The 16,416-nt window shown below is 72.6% G+C and carries 18 protein-coding genes; 7 read left to right on the top strand and 11 right to left on the bottom strand.

The window, feature by feature from the left end:
* Positions 1-1,128: proline dehydrogenase family protein (locus D8M35_RS08250; RefSeq protein ID WP_174234719.1), on the bottom strand; the 1,128-nt coding region annotated here is incomplete at its 3' end.
* A 118-nt stretch (positions 1,129-1,246) separates the two neighbouring features.
* Here D8M35_RS08250 and D8M35_RS08255 point away from each other — a divergent pair.
* Complete coding sequence (locus tag D8M35_RS08255; protein ID WP_161972627.1) at positions 1,247-1,711, top strand: MarR family winged helix-turn-helix transcriptional regulator; 465 nt, start codon at positions 1,247-1,249, stop codon at positions 1,709-1,711.
* Between the two features lie 46 nt (positions 1,712-1,757).
* On the opposite strand, the gene D8M35_RS08260 is transcribed toward D8M35_RS08255, so the two are convergent.
* From D8M35_RS08260 to D8M35_RS08290, 7 genes are all read right to left on the bottom strand, one after another.
* The gene (locus D8M35_RS08260) at positions 1,758-1,940 is read right to left on the bottom strand and encodes a hypothetical protein (RefSeq protein ID WP_126891421.1); all 183 of its coding nucleotides are present in this window, start codon (positions 1,938-1,940) and stop codon (positions 1,758-1,760) included.
* A 54-nt stretch (positions 1,941-1,994) separates the two neighbouring features.
* A complete protein-coding gene (locus D8M35_RS08265; protein WP_126891422.1) occupies positions 1,995-2,735 on the bottom strand; it encodes a M23 family metallopeptidase in 741 nt (246 codons plus the stop codon).
* Between the two features lie 139 nt (positions 2,736-2,874).
* On the bottom strand, positions 2,875-3,780 hold the full coding sequence (locus D8M35_RS08270) for a serine hydrolase (RefSeq protein ID WP_126891423.1): 906 nt from the start codon (positions 3,778-3,780) through the stop codon (positions 2,875-2,877).
* A 7-nt stretch (positions 3,781-3,787) separates the two neighbouring features.
* The gene (locus tag D8M35_RS08275; RefSeq protein ID WP_126891424.1) at positions 3,788-4,543 is read right to left on the bottom strand and encodes an anti-sigma factor; all 756 of its coding nucleotides are present in this window, start codon (positions 4,541-4,543) and stop codon (positions 3,788-3,790) included.
* Positions 4,540-5,055 carry a sigma-70 family RNA polymerase sigma factor gene (locus D8M35_RS08280; RefSeq protein WP_126891425.1) on the bottom strand — a complete coding sequence of 172 codons (516 nt, stop codon included), beginning with the start codon at positions 5,053-5,055 and terminating at the stop codon, positions 4,540-4,542. Before D8M35_RS08280 ends, D8M35_RS08275 begins: the two co-directional genes overlap by 4 nt.
* On the bottom strand, positions 5,052-5,750 hold the full coding sequence (locus D8M35_RS08285) for a YceI family protein (protein ID WP_126891426.1): 699 nt from the start codon (positions 5,748-5,750) through the stop codon (positions 5,052-5,054). The genes D8M35_RS08280 and D8M35_RS08285 overlap by 4 nt, the downstream gene beginning before the upstream one ends.
* Before the next feature lie 132 nt (positions 5,751-5,882).
* Positions 5,883-6,566: a hypothetical protein gene (locus D8M35_RS08290; RefSeq protein ID WP_126891427.1), complete on the bottom strand. Its 684-nt coding sequence runs from the start codon at positions 6,564-6,566 to the stop codon at positions 5,883-5,885.
* A gap of 205 nt (positions 6,567-6,771) precedes the next feature.
* Between D8M35_RS08290 and D8M35_RS08295 the strand changes: the two genes are divergently transcribed.
* From D8M35_RS08295 to D8M35_RS16370, 6 genes are all read left to right on the top strand, one after another.
* Positions 6,772-9,243, top strand: a complete 2,472-nt coding sequence (locus tag D8M35_RS08295) for a phosphoketolase (protein ID WP_126891428.1) — start codon at positions 6,772-6,774, stop codon at positions 9,241-9,243.
* Positions 9,244-9,364: 121 nt separating this feature from the next.
* A complete protein-coding gene (locus D8M35_RS08300) occupies positions 9,365-9,706 on the top strand; it encodes a hypothetical protein (RefSeq protein WP_126891429.1) in 342 nt (113 codons plus the stop codon).
* Positions 9,703-9,918, top strand: a complete 216-nt coding sequence (locus D8M35_RS08305) for a hypothetical protein (RefSeq protein WP_126891430.1) — start codon at positions 9,703-9,705, stop codon at positions 9,916-9,918. Before D8M35_RS08300 ends, D8M35_RS08305 begins: the two co-directional genes overlap by 4 nt.
* Positions 9,919-9,935: 17 nt before the next feature.
* A complete protein-coding gene (locus tag D8M35_RS08310; RefSeq protein WP_126891431.1) occupies positions 9,936-10,619 on the top strand; it encodes a fumarylacetoacetate hydrolase family protein in 684 nt (227 codons plus the stop codon).
* 181 nt (positions 10,620-10,800) lie between these two features.
* The gene (locus D8M35_RS08315; protein WP_161972628.1) at positions 10,801-11,766 is read left to right on the top strand and encodes a sugar phosphate isomerase/epimerase; all 966 of its coding nucleotides are present in this window, start codon (positions 10,801-10,803) and stop codon (positions 11,764-11,766) included.
* 10 nt (positions 11,767-11,776) lie between these two features.
* Positions 11,777-11,950, top strand: coding sequence for a hypothetical protein (locus tag D8M35_RS16370; RefSeq protein ID WP_153257435.1), 174 nt, complete (start codon positions 11,777-11,779; stop codon positions 11,948-11,950).
* A 326-nt stretch (positions 11,951-12,276) separates the two neighbouring features.
* Here D8M35_RS16370 and D8M35_RS08320 read toward each other — a convergent pair whose 3' ends face one another.
* The 3 genes from D8M35_RS08320 to D8M35_RS08330 form a co-directional block, all read right to left on the bottom strand.
* Entirely contained in the window at positions 12,277-14,814 is a 2,538-nt protein-coding gene (locus tag D8M35_RS08320; protein ID WP_126891433.1) for an ATP-dependent DNA ligase, read from the bottom strand.
* Positions 14,811-15,701 carry an SDR family oxidoreductase gene (locus tag D8M35_RS08325; protein ID WP_126891434.1) on the bottom strand — a complete coding sequence of 297 codons (891 nt, stop codon included), beginning with the start codon at positions 15,699-15,701 and terminating at the stop codon, positions 14,811-14,813. Before D8M35_RS08325 ends, D8M35_RS08320 begins: the two co-directional genes overlap by 4 nt.
* A gap of 91 nt (positions 15,702-15,792) precedes the next feature.
* Positions 15,793-16,338: a hypothetical protein gene (locus tag D8M35_RS08330; RefSeq protein ID WP_126891435.1), complete on the bottom strand. Its 546-nt coding sequence runs from the start codon at positions 16,336-16,338 to the stop codon at positions 15,793-15,795.
* Positions 16,339-16,416: the final 78 nt, after the last annotated feature.

Consider the following 16,416-nt stretch of genomic DNA (forward strand, 5'->3'; position numbering starts at 1 on the left):
TAGCACCTCGGCGTACCGGGTCGTCCCGAGGAACACCTCGGGTCCGACGGCGTCGAGCACGCCGCGGCGCTCGGCGAGCACGTGCGCGGTCGCGAGGGCGAACGGGTCGTGGGTGGCGACGCCGACGTGCACGGCGTCCGTCCGTTCGGGATCGATCGCCGTGTCGAGCAGGCGCAGGAACGCGGTGTCCGTCGTGCGGGTGTCCGCGGTCACGGCGAGCGGCCGGCTCCCGAGCACGGCGTCGACCCGATCGGTGGCGAGGAGCGAGCCCTTGGTGAACCGGACGCGTACAGGCGCCCCGCCGGCTGCCCGTCGCTCCCGCGCCGCCGCCGTCACCCGGTCGAGCAGGTCGAGCGACTCGGGCAGCTCGGCGGGCAGGGTGACCCCGAGGGTGAGCGTGGCGGTGGCGTCCCGACCGAGCAGCGCCAGCAGCACCGCGACGGTGCGCTCGACGTCCTGTGCCCGCCCCGTCTGCAGGGTGATCAGGGGCGGGGTCGGTCGGCTCGCCGCGGTGTGCAGGAGCGGTGTGAGGTGCTCGACCGCGTCGGCGACGGCGGCGTCGAGGTCCCACGGGGACACCGGCGGCAGCACGGCGTCGAGGTCGACGGTCACGGCGGCGACGTCCTGGCGCAGGAGCTCGTCGATCGCCGCGAGCCGTCGGTCACGTCCGGCCGGTCCGAGCACGGCGGGGCCGAGCAGGTCGACGTCGACGCAGGTGTCCGGACCACCGACCTTCGCCAACGCTGCCGGGGTCCGCGCCGGTGTGGCATCGACGACGAGGTGTCCCGCGAGCCGCCGCAGCACCTTCCGCGCCGAGGGGACGACCGCCCACGGTGCCATGGTCGCGAAGCCACCGCCGACCGTCACCGCGCCGCGGAGGTACCAGGCGAGGTCGTCCGGCACCGCTCGGCTCGCACGCTCGAGGTTCCGGGCGACGACCTTCGGGTCCTCCGGCCGGACCACGACGTCGACGAACGTGCGGGCGAACTCCGCGCCGCGATCGTCGGCCAACAGCTCCGCCAGACGCGCGGCGGCGGGCTCCGGCTTCACGGCGCGGGCCGCCTCGATCCACCCCTGTGCCAGCGTGACCACGTCGTCGGTGCAGTCTCGGAGGTGCGGGGTCGGCATGGAGTGATCGTATGCCGGGCGTCCGACGTGACCTCTGAGCGCGCCGAGTGCCGTCCCGGAGTCAGCCGAACGGATGATCCTCGTGCCCGTGGCACCACCGCTGGTTACGCTGGCCGACATGGCGGAGCAGGGCGGCGAGGGGCACGACTGGGCGACATGGGACGCCTTCCACGACGTCTGGCGTCGGCTCGACCGGGCGCTCGACCACGCCGTCCAGCAGGGGGCCGGCATCTCGATCCCGGAGTTCGAGATCCTGATCGGCCTGCAGCGCGCTCCCGACCACCGGTTGCGGGTCCGCGACGTCGCGGCAGGCATCGGGTGGGAGAAGTCGCGCGTGAGCCACCAGGTCACCCGGATGGTCGGGCGCGGGCTCGTCGAGCGTGCGGACTGCCCAACGGACGGGCGGGGCAGCTGGGTGACGATGACGACCGAGGGTCGACGCGCGGTGCTCGCCGGCATCCGCGCGCACACCGCGGCACTCGAGGAGCTGTTCTGGAGGCCCGTTGCGACCGATGCGGACACCCTGCGGTCCGTCTCGCACCGCGTCCTCGAGGCGCTCGGCCCGGTCGAACCACAGGACTGAGGCCCGTCGGTACGGAGCGTCCCGACGGGCCTCGTGCGCGACCGGATCAGCCGGCGGTCGTGCCCTGCAGCGCGATCGCCTTCCAGACGTCGAACTGCCGGTCGTTGCCGATGGTCGGGCTGCCCCAGAGGTTGACGGCCTGGGTGACCTCTTCGCCGGCACTCAGGCCCTTGAAGTAGCCGGGGCCGATGATCGCGATGCCGCGGTTGGTGGACTGGATGAGCTTCATGGTGTCGTTCCTTCGTCAGGGCGTGTCTGCGTACAGGGGGACAGGAAGGGCCGGTCAGGCCTTGGTGCCACCGATGGCGGTGGCCTTCCAGAGGTCGAACTGCCGGTCGTTCCCGTCGACCGGGTCGCCGAACAGAGCGATCGCGCACTGCTCGAACTCGGCCGTCGGCAGGCTGCGGAAGTACCCCGCGCCGAGGACGGCTGCGCCGCGTCCGGGTGACCGGATGATCGTGAAGTCGTCGTCGAGCTGCTGCGGAGGCGCGGAGTCCCCGGGGAGCGGAGCGTTCACGATGAGCGGCGCCGGATCGATGAAGGTGCCGTTCAGCGTGATACCGAGGTGCAAGTGCGCCCCGGTCGAGTTCCCGGTACTCCCGACCCGCCCGATCTTCTGACCGGACGAGACCTTGGCGCCCTTGCTGACCTGGAACGCACTCTGGTGGCCGTACCAGCTGACGTACCCGTCACCGTGCTGGATCTTCGTCAGCCAGCCGTAGCCCGTCGTCGTCGACTGGTCGATCACCGTCCCCGCGGCGATCGCGTAGATCTGTGTTCCGGTACCGGCGGCGAAGTCGATCCCCTGGTGGTTCGTGCTGCCGACCCCGCCCGGCGACTCGCGCGGCCCGAACCCCGACGAGACCACGTGTCGCTCGCGGAACGGGTACCGCCAGGCCACCGCCGCGAAGGCCGGGGCACCGGAGAACCCGATCCCGCCCAGCGCTGCAGCCCCTGCTGCTGCACCGGCGAGTGTGAGGAGCTGGCGCCTGGTCGGCGAGCCCTCGTTCGATGTGGTGTCCACATCTCCCCTCTCCGGAGGACGACCCCTTCGTCCCCCGTGGACGACCGTACGAGCACCGGGCTCGCGGTTGTAGTCGGCAACTCAACCGACCGTTCCGTCCCCCGTTCGCGGGGTGCGACGCGACCTCGCCCGGGTCGGCTCAGCGGACGGCTGCGAGCACCTCCGCGACCGCTGCGGCCGTCACGTCGGCTCGCTCGTGGTCGTCCGCCGTGAGGGTCACGACGGCGTCGGCGACCGGGTCCAGGAGCACGAGCTGCCCGTACGCCCCGTGCAGCCGCCAGGTGCGGCCCGGGCCGCCCCACCCCGCGAGGGCGTAGTGGTCGTACGACGGGGACGACCCCGCCACGACCCAGTCGGTGTGCATCGCGTCGACGACCGCCGCGGGGACGAGCTGCCGACCGTCGACCGCCGCGGGGACGAGCTGCCGACCGTCCGCCGCGCCGCGGTCGCGCAGCAACCGGCCGATACGTGCGACCTCGGCGGTGCGGAGCCACAGCCCACCGCCGGCGACGACGTGGCCGAGTGGGCAGCGGTCCCACCGGACGTCCTCGATGCCGAGCGGACCGAGGAGACGCTCCTGCACGAAGGAGCCGACGTCACCGATCCGGGCGCCGAGGGCTCGTGCGGCCGTGTAGGTGCTCGCGTTGGCGTACTGGAACGACCGTCCGGCGGTCGGGCGCCCGAGGAACTCCCGCGCCAGGTCCGGCCAGTCGCTCGTCTCGGTCGGCGACCACGGCATGTCGATGCCGCTCGTCATCGTCAGCAGGTGTCGGAGCGTGACGTCCTGTACTCCCGGTCCGAGCACGACGTCGGGCAGCAGCGCGCCGACGGGCTCGTCGAGCGAGAGCACCCCGTCGTCCGCGGCGATCCCGGCCGCCAGGACGACCACGCCCTTCGCGATCGAGTGCACGTCGCGGCGGACGTCGGCCGACCAGTGGTGGTGGGCAGTGTCGTCGCCGACCAGGACGTGCAGGCCGTGGGCGCGGAAGCCCGTCCGCTCGACCTGACGGACGACGTCGTCGAGCACGGGCACGGCGCGGTTCACCCGGCCATCATCCCGCGTGCTCGGCGAGGTCGGTGCTCGCCAGGGACCCGCGTTCCCCGCGCAGCCGGACCTGGACCTCGGCGATGTCGTCGCGCGGCACGTCCGTCGACGCCGACAGCCCGCGGGCCTCGGCCCCGGCGGCCGACCACGACGCGACGGTCTGCACGGAGCCGTCCTTCCGGACCACCACGAGGTCGTACATGACCGAGCCGTCCGCCGACCACTGCTTGCCGCCGTAGGAGCAGCCCCAGTCGAAGCGCGTGCCCCACTGCTCGCCACGCACGGCCAGGTCGACGTCGAGGCCCTGCGAGCCGGTCATCGTGTAGCGGGCACCTGCTCCCGAGGTCGTCGGTGCGGACGTCGTCGGCGCGCCACCGGCCTGCACCGTGCCACCGCGGTCACCGGCGGTGCCCACGGCGAGCCCGCCGAGCACGGCGGCGACGACCGCCAGCCCCTCGGTGGCGGCGACCCAGACCCGGCGACGACGCCGACGGTGCCGGACGCGGTGCGCGACGGCGGCGAGGGAGCCCTCGGAACGCGTGTCGGGCCTCCCGTCCGGTTCCGCGATCTCGACCGCCTGGTCGGCCGGCAGCTTCGCGAGCAGCCCGGGCAGGCCGACGAGCTCGGCGACGGCCACCGTGCAGCGGTCGCACGTCTCGAGGTGCCGCTCGTACTCGAGCCGTTCGTCGGGCGGCAGCGAGCCGAGGACGTACGCGGCGTCCCACTCGGCGTAGCGGTCGTGCGCGGTCGGGTCCACGCTCATCGGGTCACTCCTCGTTCCTGCAGTGCGAGCCGGAGTGCCCGCAGTCCGTAGTGCAACCGCGACTTCGCGGTGCCCTCGGGGATGTCGTGTCGTCGTGCGATCTCCGGCACGGTGTGGCCGAGCCAGTAGGCGTCGACCACCACGCGGCGGTGGTCCGGGCTGAGCGAGGCGAGCGCGTCCGCGACGACGATGCGGTCGAGCACCGCGTCCGTCCGGTCGGCCTCGGCACGGTCGACCGGGTGCTCGGAGCCCTGCTCGCGGCGGTTGCGTGCGGAGCGGGCGTCGTCGACGACCAGGTTCCGGGCGACCGTGAACAGCCAGGCGCGGGCACTGTCGGGTGCTCGTTCGAGCACGGCCGGTCGCTGCCAGGCGCGCACCATCGTCTCCTGCACGACGTCCTCGACGATCGAGCCGTCCCTCGTCAGGTGCCGGACGTACCGGGCGAGCGCGTCGCCGTGCTCGCGGTACAGCGTCGCCAGCAGCTCGTCGGCGGAACGGCTCGTCACGGTCACTTCGCCAGGTCGAGGGAGAACTCGACGGAGCCCTTCCCGTCCACGGTGACGAAGCCGAGCGACGGGGCCTCGACCCCGTAGTCGGCGAAGGTGATCGGGACCGAACCGACGACCTGGACGCCGCCGTCCTTCGTCACCGCGACCTGCGCGTCGGCCGTGACGGGCTTCTCGACGCCGTGCAGGTCCATCGTGCCGGTGAGCGTGACGTCCTGCGTGCTGCCGTCGAGCGCGCCGGAGACGTCGACGGGCTCGGTGAGCGCGAACGTCGCCGTCGGGTAGCGGTCGGTCTGCAGGGCCTTCGTGCGGAAGTACTCGTCGCGGGCGGACTCGGGCGTAGTGATCTTCGCGACCTGCACCGTGACCGTCGCCTTCGTGAGGGAACCGCCCTCGACCGTCGCGGTGCCCTGCACGTCCTTCGTCCGTCCGACCACGTTCACATCATTGCCCTGCAGGACCTCGTGCACGCGGTACCCGGCGTACGAACTGCTCGTGCTCGTCCAGGTGCCGTCGGCCTGCGCGGTGTCGAGCGTCCCGCCGGAGCCGGACGGCGCGGCGCTCAGCGAGGGGGCTGCTGCGGCCTGGCCGTTGACCGTGTTCGCGTAGATGACCGGGCCGGCGATGACGGCGGCGGCGCCGATGACGACGACACCGGTGGCGATGCCGATGATGACCTTCGTGCGTGTGCGGAGTCCCATGCCCAGACGACGAGACAGGGGGCCGGATCGTTCACCCGGGTACGGCGGAAGGCGCCGTCCCCGTGGTCGGGGGCGGCGCCTTCGCGTCGTGGGGTGCGGTGATGTCCCGCGGGGGTGTTCCTCGATCTGCGCTTACTTGATCTGGGCGGTGATGGTCGCGGTGCCGACCAGCAGGCCACCCTTGACGGCGTCGGTCTTGAAGGTCTGGTTCAGCAGGCCCGCAGCGTCGTCGGAGACGTGGACGGTGGTGCCGGTCAGGATCGCGTTGTCACCCTCGAGCTGGAGCGGCTTGAGCGTGCCACCGTGCAGCGAGAACAGGTACGCGTTCGACGCGGCGACCTGACCGTTGACCAGGACGTCACCGTAGAGCTTGGACGAGCCCGGGTTCACGACGAAGTTCTCCAGCGTCACCGTGGTGTCACCGGCCTTGAGCGTCAGACCCGAGTCGTCGTGGTTCAGCAGACCCTGCACGTACGGGCGGTAGTTGCCGTCCGGGCTCCAGTACGTCACCGAACCGGCGGTGATCGGGAACGACACCGACCCGTCCTCGAGCTTGGCGTTGCCGGACACGCCCGGGGTCAGCCCCAGCGAGGTCAGCGCGTCGGTGAAGCCCTTGTCGAGCGCGACGGCGGTGTTGCCACCTTTGACCTCGGGCACCGATGCGACCGGGGCCGGGATCTTCGACTCGGACGACGAGGACACCGTCTGCACGTTCGGGGTCGCAGCGTTCGCGGTGCTGATGCCGAACGCGGCACCACCCAGGACGAGGGCGCCGGTGGTGGCGAGGGTGATCGAGGTCTTCATGGACTTGCGCATGATGGGTTCCTTCCGTTGTCGCGCTCGGCGCGATTCCCTGAGTGCGCGCCGAACACACCCCGAACAGGGGTGGAGAACCAGCTACCTGCGGCTGGTGAGCGCTCCGGGTGTTTCCCGGCTGATGCAAGGGATTCGGGACCCTCGCCGGATCGGATTGGACGGAGTTCCTGGGGAGATCCTGTCCCCTGCTCCGTAGCGTGTGGGCATGGCCCCCGCACACATCCCGAGCACCGACCGGATCCGGGCGATCGACGCCTGGTGGCGTGCCGCGAACTACCTGACCGTCGGGCAGATCTACCTCCTCGACAACCCGCTGCTCACCCGACCCATCGACCCGGACGACGTCAAGCCGCGTCTGCTCGGGCACTGGGGCACGTCCCCCGCGCTCAACCTCGTCTACGCGCACTGCAACGCGCTCATCGCCGAGACCGACCGCGACCTGCTCTACGTGTGCGGTCCCGGGCACGGCGGTCCCGCGATGAACGCCAACGCCTGGCTCGAGGGGACCTGGAGCGAGCTGTACCCGGACATCACGCCCGACCCCGAGGGCCTGCAGAAGTTCTTCCGGCAGTTCTCCTTCCCCGGGGGCATCCCGTCGCACGCGGCGCCGGAGACCCCCGGATCGATCCACGAGGGCGGCGAGCTCGGGTACTCCCTCGCGCACGCCTACGGTGCAGCGCTCGACAACCCCGACCTCGTCGTGGCCTGCGTCGTCGGCGACGGCGAGGCGGAGACCGGGCCGCTGTCCGGATCGTGGCAGGCGCACACGTTCCTCGACCCGGTGTCCGACGGTGCCGTGCTGCCGATCCTCAACCTCAACGGCTGGAAGATCGCGAACCCGACGATCCTCGCGCGCATCCCGGACGAGGACCTCACCGCCTACTTCCGCGGCCTCGGCTACGACCCGATCGTCGTCGACTCCGCTCGGGTCGACCACGACCCGTTCGCCGTGCACGCCCTGTTCGACGGCGCCCTCCGCCGTGCCCTCGCGAGCATCGACGACATCCAGGCCGCGGCGCGTGCACAGGCGCAGCGAGCCGCAACCGGACAGCCGGCAGGCGCAGCCGACCTGCGTCCGCGCTGGCCGATGATCGTGCTCCGTACCCCGAAGGGCTGGACCGGCCCGCAGGAGGTCGACGGCGAGCGCGTCGAGGGCACGTTCCGCGCCCACCAGGTCCCGCTGCCGGCGGTCCGCGAGGACGCCGGCCACCGCGAGCAGCTCGAGGAGTGGATGCGGAGCTACCGTCCGGACGAGCTCTTCGACGCCGACGGCCAGCCGACCGGCATCCTGACGACCATCCGTCCGCAGGGCGACCTCCGCATGAGCGCCACCCCGCACGCGAACGGCGGCCGCATCCGCACCGCGCTCGACCGGCCGCCGCTCGAGCCGTACGGCGTGCCCGTCGGCGAGGACGCCAGCTCGACGGCGACCCTCGGACCGTGGCTCGCGGAGCTGACCTCGCGGAACGGATCGTCCTTCCGCCTGTTCGGCCCGGACGAGACGATCTCGAACAAGCTCGACGCGGTCTTCGAGGTCACCTCGAGGGTCTGGCGGGCCCGTCGCGCCGCCGGCGACGAGCACCTCGGCGCCCGCGGCCGCGTGATCGAGGTCCTGTCCGAGCACCTGCTCGAGGGGCTGCTCGAGGGCTACGTCCTCAGCGGTCGCCACGGCCTCCTGAACACCTACGAGGCGTTCGCGCACATCATCGACTCCATGGTCGGCCAGTACGCGAAGTGGCTCGAGTCGTCGACGGACATCGACTGGCGCGCGCCGGTCTCGAACCTGTCGATCCTGCTGTCGTCGCACGTGTGGCGGCAGGACCACAACGGCTTCTCGCACCAGGACCCGGGCTTCCTCGACGTCGTCGCCTCGAAGCAGCAGGACCTCGTCCGCATCAAGCTGCCGGCGGACGCGAACACGCTGCTCGCCGTCGCCGCGCACGCCTTCGAGACGACCGACCGCATCGAGGTCATCGTCGCGGGGAAGCACCCGGAGCCCGTGTTCCTGTCGATCGAGGACGCGGTCGCGCACGCGGCTGCGGGTCTGGGCGTCTGGGACTGGGCCGGGACCGAGCACACCGTCGGTCGTGCAGACGTGCTGCTCGCGAGCGCCGGTGACGTCCCGACGGTCGAGGCGATGGCCGCGGCGGACATCATCCGCAAGCACGCTCCCGAGGTCGGGGTGCGCTTCGTCAACGTCGTGGACCTGCTGTCCCTCGGCGACCCGCGGAAGCACGAGCACCCGGTCAGCGACGAGCGCTACGACGAGGTCTTCCTGCCGGGCACACCGACGGTGTTCGCCTTCCACGGCTACCCGTCGCTCGTGCACCAGCTGACGTACCGCCGGCACGGTCACGACGACCTGCACGTGCACGGCTTCCTCGAGCACGGCACGACGACGTCGCCGTTCGACATGCTCATGCTCAACGACATGGACCGCTTCTCGCTGGCGCACGACGCCCTGACACGGGTCGACGCCGACGCGCACGCCGACCTGCTCGCGAAGCTCACCGAGGCGCGGGACGCTGCACGGACCTTCGCCTACTCGAGGGGCGAGGACCACCCGTCGCTGTCGGGCTGGGAGTTCCGGGGCTGGCCGCAGGACGAGCCGACCGACGGCGGGACCGGGGGCGACCCGGGCGCCGGCGAGACGGAGGGCGCAGCCCCCGGCAACTGACCTCGCCCGTCACCCGGCGCCTCCTGCACGCTCCTCCTGCACAGCCTGGAGGCACTGCGCACCGTCCACAGGACCGGTCACGCCCGCCGCGTGGCCGGTCCTGTGCTGTGAGGCTCGGGGCATGGACGTCGGATGGGTGAGCGCGGTGGTCGCGCTGGTCGGGGCCGCGGTGGCCGCCGCGAGTGTGGTCGTGACCGTGCTCGAGGGGCGGCGGATGCGGCGGAATACCGAGTTCTCGGTGCACCGGGACCTGTGGTGGCAGCGTTGGACGTGGGTGGTGGAGCGGGCGCTCTCACAAGACCCGGACGACCACGACGCGGCAGCGCTCATGACGCACGCGCTGACGACCCGCTCGTGGGTCACCGAGGACGACGAGTGGGTCGTGTGGGCCGTCCAACGTGCCGAACGTCGGCGTCTCCACCCCGAGCGAACACGTGACCGAGACGGAGGACGATCCCGATGATCACCGACGAACCCGACGATCTGTTCAAACGACGCCTGGACATGATGGAGCGCATCTACCGGTCGCTCTGCGCGCATCCGCACTACGGCCCGCTCATGGTCGAGCAGAACGAGGCCGAGCTGATCGAGGACCTCCGGCAGGAGTGGCGGGAGCGACAGGAGCGCGCCCGTCGCCGTGGGCTGGAGCAAGAGACTGCGAGCGCCGAGGGTTGACGTGCCAGGCTGGGCACGTGCAGGACCTCGTCATCCCCGCCCCGGACCAGCCCACGCTGCCGACCGCGTCGGGCGGCCGGTTCCCCGTCCGTCGCGTGTACTGCGTCGGCCGCAACTACGCGGCGCACGCGCGCGAGATGGGGCACGACCCGGACCGCGAGCCGCCGTTCTTCTTCTCGAAGCCGGCGAGCGCGCTCGTCACCGACGGCGCGGACACCCCGTACCCACCGGGCACGGACCGGCTCGAGCACGAGGTCGAGCTCGTCGTCGCGCTCGGCCGCGGGGGCTCGGACGTCGGCGTGTCCGGCGCACTCGAACTGGTGTGGGGCTACGGCGTCGGGATCGACCTCACCCGCCGCGACCTGCAGGCCGAGGCGAAGCGGCTCGGCCGTCCGTGGGACCTCGCGAAGGGCTTCGACGCCTCGGCCCCGGTCGGCGCGCTCGTCCCGGCCGCGGGGATCGACCCGACCGCGGGCTCGATCGAGCTCCGGGTGGACGGCGCACTCCGACAGGCGGGCGACCTGGCGGACCAGATCTGGTCCGTCGCCGAGACGATCGCCGAGCTGTCGCGCTGGGTCACACTCGCACCGGGCGACCTGCTGTTCACCGGGACGCCGGACGGCGTCGGGCCGCTGCAGCGCGGCCAGGTCGTCACGGGCGCCGTCGCCGGTGTGGGGACGGTGACGACCCGGATCGTCTGACGCCCCCGGTCACCGGCGCCGACACGGCTGCGACCACGCGCCGCTGGGAGGGCCCGCAGCCGCGCGGCGTAGACAGTCCCTGACGTCGGGGGACCATCGACGTCAGACCACGGGACACCGCGAGCGTGCTCGACGCCGAGCGCGCCGGGGACGGTGTGTGTCCCGACCGAGGAGGTGCGCCGTGCAGGAACACGATCTGCTCGCGACGTCCTGGACCTGGGCGGGCGACGAACCGATCGCCGACCGGGTCCGAGCCGTCGGGGATGCCGGGTTCTCCGGCCTGTCACTGTCGCTCGACGACCTCCACGAGGTCCGCGCGACGACGGGGTTCACGGCACTGCGCCGCGTCCTCGACCGGGCCGGCATCGTCTGGGTGCAGCTCGGCCCGCTCGAACGCTGGTGGACCCACGTCGACCGCTCGACCGACGACGAGGCCGACCGCGGGGTCGTGCTCGAGGCTGCCGCGACCCTCGGCGCCTGGCAGGTCGTCGTCCGCGCCGACACCGGCGTCCACCCGGTGACACCGGCGGCGATGGCTGCGGACTTCACCGATCTCGCCGCGCAGGCCGAGAAGGTCGGAGCGCGACTCGTCCTCGAACCGGAGCCCTGGTCGAACCTGCCCACCGTCGAGCGGGCGTCCCGCTTCGTCGCCGCGGCCGGTCACCCGAACGCCGGCCTCCTGCTCGACGCGATGCACACGCTCCGCGGCGGATCCACCCTGGCGTCGATCGCGCAGGGGGTCGCCCCCGGCGTGCTCGCCGCGGTGGAGCTCAGCGACGGGCTGCTGCACACGCCGTCCGGACTCACCCTCGCCGAGGAGTCCCGCACCGCGCGGCACCTGCCGGGGTCGGGTGCCTGGGACCTGCCCGGTCTGGTCCGCGTGCTCCGGAGCCTCGGGCACGAGGAACCGTGGGGTGTCGAGGTCCGGACGGCCGCACACCGCGCGATGCCCCTGTCGGATGCGCTCCGGACCGCTGCGGCGGCCACCCGGGCCGTGCTGGACGCCGCGGACGCGGTCGACGAGCCCGCTGCTCCGGCGATGCCGACCACGCCCGCGCCGACCTCGGCGGTCGACTTCGACGTCGCCGCTCCGTCGGTCGCACCGCCGGTCCCCCGGTCCGACGCGGGCACAGGCGCGCCCGCGTAGCGTCGGCCGCATGACGGATCACGCAGCAGACGACGACCTCCTCCGGCGCTCGCAGGAGTCCATCGACGACGCCAAGGCGGCAGCCGCCGAGGTCGACCTGCCCGAGCAGGAGGACCTGATCGACGAGGACCTGCCCGCTGCCGACACCGCGAAGCCGGCGGACGGCCCGGCTCCGGCGGCCTGACCGGCCCGATCGACCGACGCCGGGGACCGTCCGGGAGCTGGGCTCCCGGACGGTCTCGTCGTGTCCGCGACGGCTCGCAGGGAGAGTCCGAGCTCCGGCGTGACGAATCACGGAATCGACTCGTCACACCAGTGGGTCCCGGAACCGTGGGGGTTCCGGATGCCCGGGCCGTGGGGGTCCCGGGCCTTGGACGCGCCGTGCTCGGTCACCCCCTGATCGCCGAACACGGTGCACCGGCGGCGGCCCGTGCGTCCCCTGATCCGGCGCACGGGCCGCTTCCGTACGGGCCGCTTCCGCACGAGGGGGGGTGGGGCGCCAGCAGCCGGTCAGGACTCGCGGACGACGTCGTCGGGCCCCTTGTCCGGCCTCCATCCGCGCCAGGACGGCTGCCGGAGTCGACCGTCCGTGGTCCACTCGGCGAACACGACCTCACCCACCCGCCGCGGTGTCACCCAGTGCGCATCGCGAGCATCCGGCCGCGGCACGTCGACGAACGGCGAGGTCTTCCGCTCGATCCTGCCGAGGACGGCAGCGATGTCGTCGAGGTCGCGGTCACTGAAGCCCGTCCCGACCCTGCCGACGTACTCGAGTCCGTCCGGCCCGGGGATCCCCAACAGCAGCGATCCGACCCCACCGGCCCGCCGCCCCATGCCGGGCCGCCACCCGCCGACCACGACCTCCTGCGTGACGTGGTGCTTGATCTTCACCCATGCCTCGGACCGGCGGCCCTCGGCGTACCGTGACGAGCGCTTCTTCGCCACGACGCCCTCGAGCCCGCGGTCGCGTGACTCCGACACGGCGTGGTCCAGGTCGCCGTCCACCGCGGGAGGCACCTCGATCGCGCCGCCCGGTTCGACGACCGTCAGGAGCGCCTCGCGCCGGGCGTCGTAGCCGAGCCGGGTCAGGTCGTGTCCGTCGGCCTCGAGCACGTCGAAGAGCAGCAGGCGCACGGGCGTCCGGCGCCGTGCAGCCTCGACGTCACGTGTCCCGGTCAGCCCCATGCGGTCCTGCAGCAGGCCGAACGACGGCCGCCCGCGCTCGTCCAGCGCCACGACCTCGCCGTCGAAGACCCCGTCGACCCCGGCCCGCTCACCCAGCTCCTGCAGCTCCGGGTACTGCGCGGTCAGGTCGTTGTCGTTCCGGCTCCGCAGCGTGACCCGACCGTCGCGCACGCTGGCCAGGGCGCGGACACCGTCCCACTTCATCTCGAACGCCCAGACCGACGGGTCGAGGTGCGGCTCGCCCTGCACGGGGCTCGCGAGCATGGCCCGCCGCTCGCCGGGTGGCGTCGCGGAGGGCGCCGCGCGCCCGATCCGTCGGCGCTCGACGGCGGTCGTCACCGGTCGGGAGCCGCGACCCGCGTCCGTTCCGCCACCGCCGTCGCCGCCGCCGTTCGGGTCGGGCTGGTCCTTCGTGCGGTGGATGAGCCAGTTCTTCTCGTCGCCGCCACTCCCCCCACCGCGGCCGCGACCACGCCCACGGGTGTGCAGGAGCGCCAGCCGCCGGACACCGTTCGCGCGGCCGTGCAGCGTGACGATGACCTCTTCCCCCTCGCGCCACTTCTCGAGCTCGTAGGTGCCGTCGTCCCAGATGGTGACGGTGCCCCCGCCGTACTCGGCCTGGGGGATCGTCCCCTCGAACGAGCCGTACTCGAGCGGGTGGTCCTCCGTCTGCACGGCGAGGTGGTTCTTCCCGGGGTCGGTCGGCTCGCCCTTCGGGAGCGCCCAGCTCACGAGCACGCCGTCGTGCTCGAGCCGGAAGTCGTAGTGGTCACGGGTGGCGTGGTGCTCCTGGATCACGAAGGTCGGGGTGCCGTCCCTCCGCACGGTCGGTGCCCCCTCGGGCACCGGCTCCGGCGTCTTCGTCGCGTCGCGCTTCGCGCGGTAGACCGCGAGGCGGTCGCGAGCCGGCTGCTCGGTCTCGTTCGCCCGCTGGGTCCGGTCGCTGTCCCAGTGGCCGTGGTCGGTCCTGCCCACCGCCAGCGAGGCGGAGGCGACCGGGTGCAGGAGGTCGCCGTGTGCCTCCAGGCGGTCGAGGACCTCCTCGAGCTCCAGCTGGGCGAACCCGCGTTCCTCGAGCTCCTGCCAGGTCCGCGGCGCCGCGACGGTCGGCCGGTCACGGCCGCGCAGCGAGTACGGCGCGATCGTCGTCTTGTTGCCGTTGTTCTGCGACCAGTCGACGAAGACCTTGCCCCGTCGCTCGGCGCGGCTCATCGAGGACAGCACCAGGTCGGGCAGGTCCTGCTGCAACGCCCTGGCGAGCTCGTGGGCGACGTCGGACACCTGCGCGGTGGTGGCACGCCCGTCGAGTGCCGCGTACAGGTGGATGCCCTTCGAGCCGGAGGTCACCGGGTACGGGTCGAGGCCCATGCCGTGCAGGATCTCGCGCGCGGCGAGCGCCACCTCGACGCACTCCGGCAGCCCGACGCCCTCGCCCGGGTCGAGGTCGAGCACGAGCCGGTCCGGGTGCTGCTGTGCTCCGCGCGGACCGAAGCGCCACTGCGGGACGTGCAGCTCGAGCGCCGCCTGCTGCGCCATCCAGACGAGCGTCGGCAGGTCGTCGACGATCGGGTACTCGGTGTCGTGCTCCTTGTGCGCGATCGTGTGGTGACGGACCCAGTCGGGCGCCGAGTCGGGCAGGTTCTTCTCGAAGAAGACCGTGCCCTCCACACCGTTCGCCCAGCGCTTCCGGGTCACCGGACGGTCCTTGACGTGCGGGATCATCCACGGCGCCACCCGCTCGTAGTAGGCGATCACCTGACCCTTGGTCGTGCCGGTGACGGGGTAGAGCACCTTGTCGGTGTTGGTGAGCGCGATCCTGCGGTCCCCGACGAGGACGGTGGCCTTCCGCGCAGCCGGACTCACAGCGCGACCCCGGTCGCTCCCGCCACGGTCAGGGTGCTGCCGGACGTGTAGGACGACTCCGGCCCGGCGAGGTGGACGTAGGCGCTGCCGAGCTCGACGGGCTGCGCCGGCCGGCCGAAGGGGGTGTCCTGGCCGTAGGCGGCGATCTCGTCGCCGGGGTAGCTGATCGGCTGCAGCGGGGTCCACACCGGACCGGGCACGACGCAGTTCGCCCGGATGCCCTTCGCCGCGAGCTGCCGGGCCAGGCCGTTCGTGTACGTGATGATGGCGGACTTCGTGGCGGCGTAGTCGATCATCCGGTCCTGCGGTTGGTACGCCGACACCGAGCTCGTGGTGACGATCGCGCTGCCGGGAGCCATGTGCGGCACGGCCGCCCGGACCAGCCAGAACATCGAGTAGAGGTTGACCTTCATCGTGCGGTCGAAGTCCTCGGTCGACTGCTCGGTGACGTCCTCGTGGACCTGCTGGTGCCCGGCCACGAGCACCAGCGCGTCGAGCCCGCCGAGCTCACTGACGGCATCGCGCACGAGGGTGTCGCAGAACGCCTCGTCGGTCAGGTCGCCCGGCAGCAGCACGGCCTTGCGCCCGAGGTCACCGACGACGTCGCGTACCTGTTCGAGGTCCTCGCGCTCCTCGGGCAGGGCGTTCAGGGCGACGTCCGCGCCCTCGTTCGCCATCGCGATCGCGGCCGCTCGGCCGATGCCGGAGTCGGCACCGGTCACGAGCACCCGGTACCCGGGCATCCGCCCCGTACCGAGGTACGTCGTCTCGCCGTGGTCGGGCGCCGGGTCCATCGCGCTGGCCAGCCCGGACCCCTGCTGGGTCTGCGGCGGGAACGGCGGCCGGGCGTACTGCGAACGCGGGTCCTGCTTGTCGAGCTGGCTCATGGGCCCATGCTGCTCGCCGCGGCGGCACGGTGGCTCAGGACCGGCGGTTCCGTGGACAGGACGTCCTGGTGCCGGAGCTGTGCACGACGGGTCAGGACGTCGGTCGCACCGGTGTGGCCAGGAGGTGCTCGGCACCGACCCGGTCGCCGCGCCCCTGCACGAGGGTGGCGATGCCGAGTACGGCCCAGACGACCGCGACACCCCAGCCGTTGGTGGTGCCAGTCGTGGCGAGGACCGCCCACAGGGCAGCCAGACCGACGAACACCCACCCGCTGGATCGTCGCTGCCGCGCGTCCGCCGTCCACTGCTGGACCCGCGGCCGCCAGACCGCCTCCGGGACCTCCGGGGGAACACGCCCCTCGTCGACCCACCGCCGCGTGGCCGCGACCGCGGCCCGACCGCCGCGGCGCGCCCAGGACCAGACCTGCAGGGCGGGGAGCGCGACCGCCAGCGCGAGGCCGAGCACGACGACCGCGACCCACGGGACCGGTCCCGGCTGCAGCACGAAGAACACCGCCGGCGCGACGGCTCCGCTGACCGCCAGGGCGGCGAGCTGCCACCAGCCCACAGCGTCGATCCGGTCGTCGTCCGTCGCAGCAGTCGCGTCGGTGGCCCCTGTGCTGTGTTCCCCCGTCATGCGCGGCACGATACGCCCTCCGACTTCGCGCGCGGCTGTCGATCCGCCCGGAACTGAGGGCCCGTCGCCGCGCTCCCG

Origin of the sequence: Curtobacterium sp. HSID17257 (assembly GCF_003989515.1) — a bacterium.
Taxonomy (GTDB): Bacteria; Actinomycetota; Actinomycetes; order Actinomycetales; family Microbacteriaceae; genus Curtobacterium.